This window comes from Allobosea sp. 05L423 (genome assembly GCF_056397745.1).
The window spans coordinates 60,846-72,715 of the sequence record NZ_JBFTOA010000021.1; the positions used below are offsets into that span (position 1 = coordinate 60,846).

At 62.8% G+C, this 11,870-nt stretch carries 10 protein-coding genes and 1 pseudogene; 4 read left to right on the top strand and 7 right to left on the bottom strand.

Going from position 1 to position 11,870, the window contains the following annotated elements; all coding sequences use genetic code 11:
- Positions 1 to 268: 268 nt before the first annotated feature.
- The 7 genes from AC1DNE_RS26550 to AC1DNE_RS26580 all read right to left on the bottom strand — a co-directional run bounded on the left by AC1DNE_RS26550 (position 269) and on the right by AC1DNE_RS26580 (position 8,367).
- Positions 269 to 1,468: a pyridoxal phosphate-dependent aminotransferase gene (locus tag AC1DNE_RS26550; RefSeq protein ID WP_441473441.1), complete on the bottom strand. Its 1,200-nt coding sequence runs from the start codon at positions 1,466 to 1,468 to the stop codon at positions 269 to 271.
- Between the two features lie 24 nt (positions 1,469 to 1,492).
- Entirely contained in the window at positions 1,493 to 3,127 is a 1,635-nt protein-coding gene (locus AC1DNE_RS26555) for a hydantoinase B/oxoprolinase family protein (RefSeq protein ID WP_441473442.1), read from the bottom strand.
- 11 nt (positions 3,128 to 3,138) lie between these two features.
- Complete coding sequence (locus AC1DNE_RS26560) at positions 3,139 to 5,229, bottom strand: hydantoinase/oxoprolinase family protein (RefSeq protein ID WP_441473443.1); 2,091 nt, start codon at positions 5,227 to 5,229, stop codon at positions 3,139 to 3,141.
- 114 nt (positions 5,230 to 5,343) lie between these two features.
- Positions 5,344 to 6,180, bottom strand: a complete 837-nt coding sequence (locus tag AC1DNE_RS26565) for a transporter substrate-binding domain-containing protein (RefSeq protein WP_441473444.1) — start codon at positions 6,178 to 6,180, stop codon at positions 5,344 to 5,346.
- Positions 6,181 to 6,228: 48 nt separating this feature from the next.
- On the bottom strand, positions 6,229 to 6,879 hold the full coding sequence (locus AC1DNE_RS26570; RefSeq protein ID WP_476767089.1) for an amino acid ABC transporter permease: 651 nt from the start codon (positions 6,877 to 6,879) through the stop codon (positions 6,229 to 6,231).
- Positions 6,880 to 6,886: 7 nt separating this feature from the next.
- On the bottom strand, positions 6,887 to 7,555 hold the full coding sequence (locus AC1DNE_RS26575; RefSeq protein WP_441473446.1) for an amino acid ABC transporter permease: 669 nt from the start codon (positions 7,553 to 7,555) through the stop codon (positions 6,887 to 6,889).
- A 71-nt stretch (positions 7,556 to 7,626) separates the two neighbouring features.
- A complete protein-coding gene (locus AC1DNE_RS26580) occupies positions 7,627 to 8,367 on the bottom strand; it encodes an amino acid ABC transporter ATP-binding protein (protein ID WP_441473447.1) in 741 nt (246 codons plus the stop codon).
- A gap of 232 nt (positions 8,368 to 8,599) precedes the next feature.
- Here AC1DNE_RS26580 and AC1DNE_RS26585 point away from each other — a divergent pair, with 232 nt between their 5' ends.
- From AC1DNE_RS26585 to AC1DNE_RS26600, 4 genes and pseudogenes are all read left to right on the top strand, one after another.
- Positions 8,600 to 9,334: a FadR/GntR family transcriptional regulator gene (locus AC1DNE_RS26585; RefSeq protein WP_441473448.1), complete on the top strand. Its 735-nt coding sequence runs from the start codon at positions 8,600 to 8,602 to the stop codon at positions 9,332 to 9,334.
- A gap of 87 nt (positions 9,335 to 9,421) precedes the next feature.
- Complete coding sequence (kdgD, locus tag AC1DNE_RS26590) at positions 9,422 to 10,324, top strand: 5-dehydro-4-deoxyglucarate dehydratase (RefSeq protein WP_441473449.1); 903 nt, start codon at positions 9,422 to 9,424, stop codon at positions 10,322 to 10,324.
- A gap of 141 nt (positions 10,325 to 10,465) precedes the next feature.
- Positions 10,466 to 11,488, top strand: a complete 1,023-nt coding sequence (locus AC1DNE_RS26595; protein ID WP_441473450.1) for an amino acid ABC transporter substrate-binding protein — start codon at positions 10,466 to 10,468, stop codon at positions 11,486 to 11,488.
- A gap of 222 nt (positions 11,489 to 11,710) precedes the next feature.
- Positions 11,711 to 11,870 (top strand): annotated as a pseudogene (locus AC1DNE_RS26600) (aldehyde dehydrogenase family protein); the annotation flags it as partial.

An 11,870-nucleotide genomic window follows, 5' to 3' on the forward strand; every position in this document is an offset into this window, starting at 1 on the left:
AGACGTGCGAGCAGACCGGGCAAAGCCCGAGCCGGCGAGCCGCAGCCTCGAAGCGGCTTGTTCCAATGCTCCGAAGAAGCTGAGCTTTCGGAACAGGTCGATTGCCGGCGTGCCGCCTTCTCGCTCCGAAGGTCCGCTTGCGGCCGGAAGGCCGTCGTCGGCTTGCCTCCCAGGTCGGCAGCTCGGCCGGCTCGATGTCCGAGAGCGCGCTGCGCCATTTCCCGACACCGCGCCTCTGCTCGACCGCGTCCATCGGCGCTTGATCCGGTCAAAGGCTGGCGACTGCGGCTCCGATCCGCCGACATGCTTCTTTCAGCGATTGCTCGGAAGCAGCGAAGGAAATCCGGACGTGTCCGTCCAGGCCGAAAGCGCTCCCTGGCACACTGGCCACCTCCCCCTGCTCCAGCAGGTAGGACGACATGTCAGCGTCATTTTCGATCCGCTTCCCTTGAGGTGTAGACCTCCCGATCAGGGCGGAGACGTCGACGAAGACGTAGAATGCGCCCTCGGGGCGAACGATCCGCAGGCCGGGCACGGCAACCAGCGCGGCCACGACCAGATCGCGGCGTTTTGCGTATTCCGCACCCGCCTTGCCTACGAAATCCTGCGGGCCGGTCAAAGCCGCCAGGGCTGCGGCCTGCGAGATCGACGAGGGGTTGCTCGAACTTTGCGACTGCAGCTTTCCGATCGCCTTGATGAGGCCTTCAGGACCGGCGGCATAGCCGATCCGCCACCCTGTCATCGCATAGGCCTTGGAGACGCCATTGACGATCAGCGTGCGGTCACGAAGCTCCGGGCATGCCTTGGCGAAGGATGTGAAACGACGCCCATCATAGAGAATGTGCTCGTAGATCTCGTCCGACATGACCAACACATTGGGGAAATCGGCGAGCACGCCGCCCAGCGCCTTGAGCTCCGCCTCATCGTAGATTGCGCCACTTGGGTTGGAAGGGGCGTTGAGGATGAGCCAACGCGTCTTCGGCGTGAGCGAGGCGCGCAGAACCTGCGGCGTGATCTTGAAGCCGGTCTCCGCGGTGCACGCGACGACCTTCGGCACGCCGCGCATCAGCAGAACCATGTCGGTGTAGGACACCCAATAGGGAGCCGGCACCAGGACTTCGTCGCCTTCTTCGAGCGTCACCATCAGCGCGTTGAAGATGATCTGCTTGGCCCCGTTCGCGACCGAGATCTCCGTTGGCTTGTAGTCGAGCCCGTTTTCGCGGGCGAACTTTTCGGCAATCGCCTTCTTGAGCTCTGGCGTCCCGTCCGCGGCGGTGTATCGCGTCTGCCCGGCGCGCGCCGCGGCGTAGGCAGCTTCGATGATGTGGTCCGGCGTGTTGAAGTCCGGCTCACCGAGACTCAAATCGATGACCGGGCGCCCCTCGGCCGTCATTTTTCGGGCCTGGAGCGAGATCGCCATCGAGGGCGATGGCTTCACCTGCCGAATGATGCTGTTTTCGTAGTTCATCGTCGAATGTCCTGCGAGCGGCATTCAGGCGGTTACGTAGTCGAGGCGACGATCGCGAGAGCTGGCCTCAGCCTCGCGCTCGGACGGACGGCCATAGCCGCCACCGCCGGGCAATTCGAGCACGAGGCGGCGTCCCGCCGGCACGTGCTGGCGCCCCTTGGCTCGCAATACCGTGCCGTCGTCGAGATGAACGGAACCCGGTGCGCCGTTCTCGCCCCCCTCGCGGCCGCGCGGAGGATGTTCGATGCGGTCGAACATGGCATTGAACGAAATCTCATGGCCCGGCTTGGGAGCGATCTCGACCACCTGTCCCAGGCCACCACGATAACGGCCATTGCCGCCCGAGCCGTCCCGCAGTTCCTTGCGCCAGAACACGACCGGTCCGACATGCTCGGTGGCTTCGATCGACATGGAGTGCACGCCGCTCGGGAAAGCCGTGGCAGAAAGACCGTCGAGTGCCGGGCGAGCGCCCGCGCCTCCGGAGTTGAAGAGCAGCACTTCGGCACGCTGACCGCCGTCGGCGGGGGCATTCGCGCCCTTCAGCGGACGGACGCTGACATGCAGGTTCCAGAGCGCGCCGGAGCCTTCGGCGGGGACGGTGCCGGGCAACATCTTGTGCACGGCGCCCAGGACCGCATCCGGGACCAGATGGCCGAGGACGTGGCGAACGGCCACCGGAGCCGGGCGCTGCGCATTGAGGATGCAGTCGACCGGAGCCGCGACCTTGAAAGGCAGCAGCGATGCGTAGTTGTTCGGAATCTCGGGCGCCAGCGAACACTTCAGGGCGTAGCAGGCATAGGCGGCCGAGTAGATGACCGGGCAGTTGATGCCGAGCGGGCTCGGAGCCGATGTGCCGGCGAAATCCACCAGGATGTGATCGGAGGCGACATCCATGCGGACCGCGATATCGATGGGGGAACCGTAGCCATCGACCCGCATGACATTGTCGTAGCTGCCGTGCGGGAGCGCCGCGAGGCGTTCGAGGGTTGCCTGCAGACTCCGTTCGAAGATGAACTCGCTCAACCCTTCGAGATCGATGAGCTTGAACTCGTCCATCATGTCCATGAGACGGCGATGGCCGATCTCGTTGCAGGCCGCGAGCGAATAGACGTCGCCGACGACCTGGTGCGCCTCACGAACGTTGTTGCGCAGGATGTTGACGAGATCCTTGTTCACCGTGCCACGCTCGGCGAACTTCATGATCGGGATGAAGATGCCCTCTTCGTACACCTCGTTGGCGTCGGGGCCGAAGCCACGGCCGCCGACATCGACCACATGGGCGGTACAGGCGAAGAAGCCGATCAGCGAACCGTTGCGGAACGAGGGCGAGACGACCGTGAAATCATGCAGGTGCCCTGTGCCCTTCCACGGATCGTTGGTGATGTATACGTCGCCCTCGAAGATGTTCTCGCGGCCGATGTCGTTGATGAAGTGCCCGACGGCCTCGGCCATCGCATTCACGTGGCCGGGCGTGCCGGTCACTGCCTGGGCGATCATCTGACCGGCCTGATTGAAAACACCCGCCGAAAGGTCGCCGGATTCACGCACCGAGGTCGAGAAGGCGGTGCGGATCAAGGTGACGGCCTGCTCCTCGACGACGGAGATCAGGCGGTTCCACATGATCTGCATGTGGACGTTGGAAAGCGCGTTGTTGCTCATGCCGATCTCCCTCAGACGGTGCGCTTATTGCGCAGGAGCAGGCAGCCATCGGCCTGCATGATCGCCTCGCGGCTGGCTGTGACGATGGTGGAGGTTTCGCGCTCGGTGATGACGGCCGGACCCGAGACCAGATCTCCGGTCTTCATGTCGGCTCTCGCTACGATGCCGGCCTCGAGGAATGCTGCGATCTGACTGTCGAAGATCGGGCGCTTGGCCGGCGCGGCGATCGTCCTCGGCTCGCTGGCCCAGGCGACGTGGTCCACCGGCGGAACCTCGGAGGTGGCGCGCAGCGACCAGCTGACGATCTCGACATCGAGACCGTCGATGAGGCGCCCGAAGAAGCGCTCATACGCCTCATCGAACAGGCCACGGAAATGCGCTCCGTCTGCCTGGGCGTAGTCGCGAACCTCGACCGTGACCGGAACCTCCCAGCCTTGACCGACGTAGCGCATGTAAGCCGTGCATTCGAGCGTCGGCACCGCATCGGGCGCACCGCTGCGGACGAAGGACGTCGCCTCCTCGGAAAGCTCGCGAATGAGCGTGTTGACCGATTGAGCATCGAAGCGGTTCAGACGGAGATAGGCGCTGCGCACCGACTCGAAACCGAAGGGAGCGCGCAGGAAGCCGATAGCGGATCCGACGCCGGCACCGGGCGGAATGATCAGTTCATCGACGCCGAGTTTCTCGCAGAGACGTGCAGCGTGGATGGGCGCCGCGCCGCCGAAGGCGATCATGGTGAATTCGGCCAGCTCCTTGCCGTTCTCCACGGCGTGCATGCGTGCCGCATTGCTCATGTTCTCGTCGACGACTTCGCTGAGGCCGAAAGCGGCGGTCGCGGTGTCGATCGACAGCTTGCCGGAAATCTCGCGATCGAGCGCGCTCTGCGACGCCTCGGTCGAGAGCTTGATGGCACCGCCAGCAAACTCGTTCGGATCGAGGCGGCCGAGAACCAGGTCGCCATCCGTGACGGTCGGCCGGTCGCCGCCGCGGCCGTAGCAGGCGGGCCCGGGCTCGGAACCGGCGCTATGGGGGCCGACCCGGATCTGCCGCATGGAGTCGACGCTTGCGATCGAGCCGCCGCCGGCTCCGATTTCGACCATTTCGATCACGGGGATCGAAATCGGCATGCCCGAGCCCTTCTTGAAGCGATAGGTCCGGGCGACCTCGAAGGTCTTCGCGGTCTTGGGAACCTGTCCCTCGATCAGGCAGATTTTCGCGGTCGTGCCGCCCATGTCGTAGGACAGGACCTTGTCGAGGCCGTAGCGCGCGGCAATGTGCGCGGCAAAGATCGCGCCGCCGGCCGGGCCAGACTCGAGCAGACGGACCGGAAACTCGATCGCGCTTTCGACGCTGATGATGCCGCCGCCCGAGTGGATCATGAAGACCGGGCAGGTGAGCCCTTCGTCGCGCAGGCGGCCGACGAGCCGGTTGAGATAGGAAGCCATCAGCGGCTTCACATAGGCGTTGGCGCAGACCGTATTGAAGCGCTGGAACTCCCGCATCTGCGGCGAGACTTCCGAGGAGATCGAGACGGCGACATTGGGCAGGCGAGCGAGAAGCCGGTCGCGCACTTGCCTCTCGTGGCGGCCGTCGATGTAGGAGTGGATCAAGCCGACGGCGACGCTTTCGAAGCCGCCGGCCGCGATGCGGTCACAGAGCGCGTCGAGTTCAGCGTCGTCGATAGCCTTCAGCACGGTGCCCTCGGCCGAAATCCGTTCGTCGAGAACGAAGCGCTCATCGCGTGGCACCAACGGGGCAGGAAGCACGATATTGAGGTCATACTGCTCGAACCGGCTTTCGGTCCGCATCTCGATGACGTCTCGAAAGCCTTTGGTCGTGATGAAGGCCGTGCGGGCGCCGCGCCGCTCGATCAGGGCATTGGTGGCCAGGGTCGTGCCGTGGATGACGGTATCGACCTGATCCAAAGAGACATTGGCCAGCTCCGCCACCTGGCGGATGCCGTCAACGATCGCCTGCTCCGGGAAGGCGTAGTTGGTCAGGACCTTGGTGGAAAACAAAGCCGCGCCCACTTCCATGGCGACGTCCGTGAAGGTTCCGCCGATATCGACGCCGACCCTGATCTGCTTGCCGTCTGTCGTCATGTCCGTGCACTCGTTCTGGAACACTTGTTCGGGGCGCAATTATCCGGTCCCGGGCCATTTCGGCCCGGGCGGGAAACAGCGATCTGGAGGAAGGCGCGGCGAAACCGCTCCTCGTTATTGACCGGTGAAGTTCACACCGGGAAGAGAGGTCGGCAGCGTCGGCCGATCGGCGCCGATCCACTTCTTGTAGAGCGCATCGAGCGTGCCATCGGCGGTCCGGCGCTTCACGAAGTCGTTCAGCCAGTCGAGCATCTGCTTGTCGCCCTGGCGGACCGCCATGCCCTGGTAATTGTCCGCGACCTTGAACTTCCGCTCGTACTTGCCATCGTTACCCGTGCTCTTGATGACGAGCCCGTAGGTCACGCTGCCCAGGATGGCGTCGACCTGGCCGGCGAGAAGCGCCTGGACCGTCGATGCATCGTCGTCGAAGCGGCGGATCTGCGTGCCGGCCGGAGCAGCCTTGACGAGGATCGGATCGAACACGCTGCCGCGATTGACGCCGATGACGTATTTGCCGAGGTCTTCATTGCCTTTGATCGGCGCGTCCTTCTTCGCCCACAGGGTGATGTCGTTGGCCGAATAAGGCAGCACGAACTGAATGACCTTGGCGCGTTCCTCGGTGATCGTCATCGACGGGACGAGGATGTCAGCAGTGCCGCTGGTGAGCAGCGGAATGCGATTCTGGCCGGTGATGCGGGCGAACTCGGGCTTGACGCCCAGCTCCTTGGCGATCAGCTCCGAGATCTCGATATCGAAGCCCTCGTTCTTGCCCGCGGCGTTGATGAAGCCCCAGGGAAACTGGTCCATCTGCACGCCGATGACGATCTTGCCCTTGGCCTTGATCTCATCGGGTGTGATCGCCTTCGCGGGAGCAATTCCCAGCGTCAGCGCCGCGACTGCGCCGCCTGCCAGAGCAAGCACTTCCGCGCGCGTAAAACCGAACTTCTTCATCGCTTTTCCCCTCGTTGTTCAGCCGGGCCGACCCCGGCGGATCTTGCGTTACCGACCGGCGTGAAGCCGCTTCTCGATCCGAGCGCTAGCGAGCGTCAGCGGGAAGCAAATCAGGAAGTAGATCAGCGCGACCGCGGCGTAGGTTTGCAGCGGCTGAAAGGTGATGTTCGCCATGAGCTGGCCCGAGCGTGTGAGCTCGGTCAGGCCGACGAGAGCCGCCAGCGCGGTGCCCTTGATCAGATTGACCAGGAAGCCCACCGTGGCCGGCATCGCGATCCGGAACGCTTGCGGGAGCACGATATCGACCATTCGCGAGGCGTAGCCGATGCCGAGAGCATTCGCCGCCTCGGTCTGCCCCTTCGGCACGGCCTCGATGCTGCCGCGCCAGATTTCACCGAGGAACGCGCTCGTGTGCAGCGAAAAGCCGACGATGAGCGCGCCCCAGATACCCAATGAAAGCCCTGCCAGTTGCAGGCCGAAGTAGAAGAAGAACAGCTGCACCAGCAGCGGCGTGCCCTGGAAAACCTGGATGTAGACGGTCGTTACGCGCCTCAGCCACGGAGAATTGCTCGTCCGGGCGAGCGCCACACCAAGCCCTGCGATGCCTCCGACCACAAAAGAGACGAGCGACAGCAGAATGGTCCACTGCGCGTGGGAGAGGACAAAAAGGAATTCGTTGAAGCCGAACGGGCGGATCATTCGAGCCTCACTTCACCGGGTAGGAAAAATAGACGCGGCCGATCCCCTGCAGGACAAGCGACAGCAGCTGGGAGAGCGCGAGATAGATCGCGCCGACGACGAAATAGACTTCCGTGGAGCGAAAAGTCTGAGCGTCGATGGTCTGAGCCGCGTAGGTGAGGTCCTCGGCCGAGATCGAAGCCACGATGCTCGATGTAAGCATCAACAGGATGAACTGGCTGCACAATGCCGGGTAGACCGCCCGAACCGCCGGCCGAAAGATAACGAAACGAAAGATGTCGATGCGGCTCAGTCCGAGGGCGCGCCCCGCCTCGAACTGTCCTTTGTGAATGGAATCGAGACCGCCGCGGATGATCTCGGCTGTGTAGGCCGCACAGTTGAGCGACAATGCCAGGATCGCGGCCTGCTCGGTTCCCAGGCGATACCCCAGCGCTGGCAGGCCGAAGAAGATGAAGAACACCTGGACCAGGAACGGGGTGTTTCGAACGATCTCGATGTAGCCAAGGGCGAATGCCTTCAACGCCGCCCAGTCGGCTGCGCGCAGCAGCATCAGGCCGATGCCCATGACCAGACCCAGCACGATCGATATCGCCGAGATCTTCAGCGTGCTGAATGTGCCGTTCAGGAGCTCTGGCCAGGCCGCGAGGACGGGGCCGAAGTCGATCGCATATTTCATGGGAGAGGTTCGGCCATATCTCTGCTTGGACTGAGCGGGACCGCGCAGCGCGGTGTGCGGTTCGGAAAGCGCTAGTGGTTCAGGATCTGGCCGAGGAATGCGCGGGTGCGTTCGTGCTTGGGAGAATCAAAGAATTCCCCTGGCGGAGCGCTCTCGATGATCCGCCCCTGATCCATGAAGACGACGCGATGAGCGACGGCCCTGGCGAAGCCCATCTCATGCGTGACGCAGATCATGGTGATCCCGTCATCGGCCAGAGAGATCATCGTATCGAGCACCTCCTTGACCATCTCCGGGTCGAGGGCAGATGTCGGCTCGTCAAAAAGCATGATGTCCGGCCCCAGGCAGAGCGCGCGCGCAATGGCAACGCGTTGCTGCTGCCCGCCGGAGAGCTGGGCGGGATACTTGGCAGCCTGTTCGGCGATCCGGACGCGCTCCAGATACTGCATGGCGCGGGCCTTGGCGTCGGCCGGACTGGTTTTCCGAACGCGACGCTGCGCCAGAGTGCAATTCTCCAGAACCGTGAGATGGGGAAACAAATTGAACTGCTGGAAGACCATCCCGACATTGCGCCGAATCTGATCGACGTTGGATCCGTCCCGGCCGAGCTCGATACCGCCAACGCGGATAGAACCTGCCTGGGTGCCTTCGAGATGGTTGATGCAGCGGATCAGTGTCGACTTTCCCGAACCGGACGGACCGCAGAGGACGATGTGCTCGCCGCGGGCCACCGACAGGTCGATCTGGGTCAGAACCTGATGACTGCCGAACCACTTGTCGACGCCGGCCATTTCGATTGCCATGTCGGTCATGGTTGAACGCCTCCCTCTTTGCGCCGGCCTTTGAAATGCCTTGGCGCGATCGCTGAGCTCGGGCGGCCTCCGCCGGGCGGCAGCCGTCGCCCGATCACTGCTAGCGACGCTCATGTCGTATGACAAGTTGGAGGATCTTGTCAAATGACTAAATAAACATCAGACAAGATATATTCTGATCGCCTATCATGCAGCGAGCCGACAGGATTGGCTGGCAGGATTCGAGGGTAAAATGTCGGGGCGACGCGAAGCGGCTGCGGATACAAGGCGGGGGAGCAGCACGCTTGCATCCTCGGTAAGCCAAGCCCTCCGCGAGGCCATTCGGTCAGGCCGGTATCGGCCGGGCGAAAAGCTCCCGAGCGAAGCCAAATTGACGGTCGAGCACAATGTCAGCCGCACCGTCATTCGGGAGGCGATCTCCGCGTTGCGCGCGGACGGCCTCGTGGATCCCAGGCAAGGGGCCGGCGTCTTCGTCCTGGAGCCGCTCTCCGCTCCCGTCCTGCCATTCCAGAATGTCGATAATGCCCGCATTTCCTCGGTCATCGAGCTGCTGGAGCTCCGCGCACCCGTCGAAATGGAGGCCGCAGCGCTCGCTGCTCAGCGACGCTCTCCAGCGCAGGAGGAGGCGATCATTGAGCGGCATCACGCCATCATCGCCTGCATCCAGAACCAGCAGCCGACAATCGAGGCGGATTTCGATCTCCATCTCGCCATTGCCGAAGCGACCAACAACCCTCGCTTTGTCGAATTTCTGCGGATCATGGGGGAGGGAATGATCCCGCGCTCGGCCCTGCGGGAACCGAACTCCGAACGGACCAGCAGCGAGTACCTCCAGCGCCTCGTCGAGGAGCACGGGCGAATCGTGGCAGCGATTTCGAACGGCGATGTCGAGGACGCCCGCGAGGCAATGCGGGTCCACCTCAACGGAAGTCAGCAGCGGTATCGGAAACTTCTCAGACAGTTATAAGATTTATCATACAAGTTGTTGACTGACGCTCTCAGCCCCAGTACGGATGAGCCAGATCCAATCCATCGATCGGCTGAGGGCTGCGATATGAATCCAATCGAATTGAAGTCGGCGCTGGGCGCAGGACTGCTTTCTTTCCCTGTGACCGCCTTCGATGCTTCGGGGGATTTCGCCGCCGAGCCCTATCGCCGCCATGTCGAGTGGCTCTCCGGCTTCGAGGCGGCGGCACTGTTTGCGGCCGGTGGCACGGGCGAATTCTTCTCGCTCGCTCCCTCGGAAATCCCGTCGATCGTATCGGCGGCGAAGGAAGCTGCGGGTAAGACCCCCATCGTCGCAGGTTGCGGCTATGGGACGCGCATCGCGGTGGATATCGCCCGCTCAGCGGAAAAGGCCGGCGCCGACGGCATCCTGCTGCTGCCGCACTACCTGATCGATGCACCGCAAGCCGGTCTTTACGCGCATGTGAAGGCCGTCTGCGACAGCATCGGAATTGGCGTGATGGTCTATAATCGCGACAACTCGATCCTGCACCCGGATACGATCGCCCGGCTCGCGGAAGCCTGCCCGAACCTGATCGGCTTCAAGGATGGGTCGGGCGATATCGGCCTGGTGCGCCAGATCACTGCGACACTTGGGGATCGGCTGACCTATCTCGGTGGCATGCCGACCGCGGAGCTCTTCGCCGAAGCTTACCTGGGCGCGGGCTTTACCACCTACTCGTCGGCGGTGTTCAATTTCGTCCCCGCCTTGGCCGTGGAATTTTACAAGGCACTGCGAGGCGGCAACCGCGCGCGGTGCGAGGAGATCCTGCGCGATTTCTTCTACCCGTTCATGGCGCTGCGCAGCCGCAACAAGGGCTATGCGGTCTCGGCGATCAAGGCTGGCGTTCGTCAGAAGGGGTTTGAAGCTGGTCCAGTTCGGCCGCCGCTCGTCGACCTCACGCCGGAAGAAGAAAAGATCCTGGCGGAGCTCATCGCCAAGTCGGAGTGAGGCCAGACGATCATTCCGAAGCAGAGCGGGCTGCTGCGCGGCCCGCTCTTGCGTCTCGAGGGGCGCGGACGTGTGGGCTCGACAGCATGGGTAGGCTCATTAATCCGAGCAACTGAATCGATATATTACAGGGGAATATTGATGAAGAAGTTCGCAGGCGCGACTCTGCTCGCAGCTATCGGCCTCATGACTGCTGCAAGCACTGTCTCCGCGCAGACCATTTTGGGACAGGTCAAGCAGCGCGGTGCTCTCAATTGTGGTGTTCATACCGGCCTTGCCGGCTTTGGTGTCCCGGACGCGCAAGGAAACTGGACAGGGCTCGACGTCGATTATTGCCGTGCCATTGCCTCGGCGATCTTCAACGATCCGAGCAAGGTCAGATACATCCCCCTCGTATCGAAGGATCGCTTCACGGTGGTCCAATCGGGCGAAGTCGATGTGCTGATCCGCAACACGACCTGGACGATGTCTCGCGACGCTTCGCTCGGCGTGCTTTTCACCGGCGTCAACTACTATGATGGCCAGAGCTTTATGGTTCGCAAGAAGCTCGGCGTGAACTCCGCGCTCCAGCTCTCCGGCGCATCCGTCTGCACGCTGCAAGGCACCACAAGCGAGCTCAACGTCGCCGACTATTTCCGGGCAAACAATCTGAAGTATGAGGTCGTCTCGTTCGCCGGCTCGGACGAGGCGATGACTGCTTACGAGGCGGGTCGTTGCGACGCGATCACGAACGATGCGTCGAGTCTCTATTCAATCCGTCTAAAGCTGGCTGCTCCGGATGAGCACCTCGTGCTCCCGGAGATCATCTCGAAAGAGCCGCTTGGTCCGGCCGTCCGCAGCAGCGATCCGCAATGGTTTAATCTCGTGAAGTGGACACACTTCGCGATGCTGAACGCCGAAGAGCTTGGCGTCACGCAGGCAAACGTCGATCAGCAGCTCAAGTCGGACAATCCGGAGGTCAAGCGTTTGCTAGGGGCCGAGGGCAAGTTTGGCGAGCAGATTGGTCTGACGCCTGACTGGGTTGCGCGTATCGTCAAGCATGTCGGCAACTACGGAGAGTCCTTCGAGCGGAACTTCGGACAGGGCTCCCCCCTCAAGATCGTCCGCGGTCAGAACGGCCTTTGGTCAAAGGGCGGCCTGCAATACGCTCCGCCGGTCCGCTAAGCGAATAGCCAAGGAATGCGCCCAACCGGCGGGCGCCAGCAAAACGGCGCAGGGCCTCGGTGGCGGCCCCGCGATCAGCTACAGGCCCTCTTCGGCATGATCGGCGATTGCTTGCAGATTGGCCAACGGCCAGGGTGCCGCCGGATTTCATTACATGCCTCGAACTTGAAAGCAGGCTGACTTCGTCAGTCTCTCCACTACGGCACTAGCGAGTACATAGCCATGGCTGAATTCTTCAAGAACCTGATCGCCGGCGAGTGGGCCGGCGGGGCCAATGCCTCGCGCAACATCAATCCCTCCAACACCAACGACGTGGTCGGCGAATACGTCCAGGGCTCGGTCGAGGACCTCAACAGCGCCGTGGCCGCCGCCAAGGCCGCGT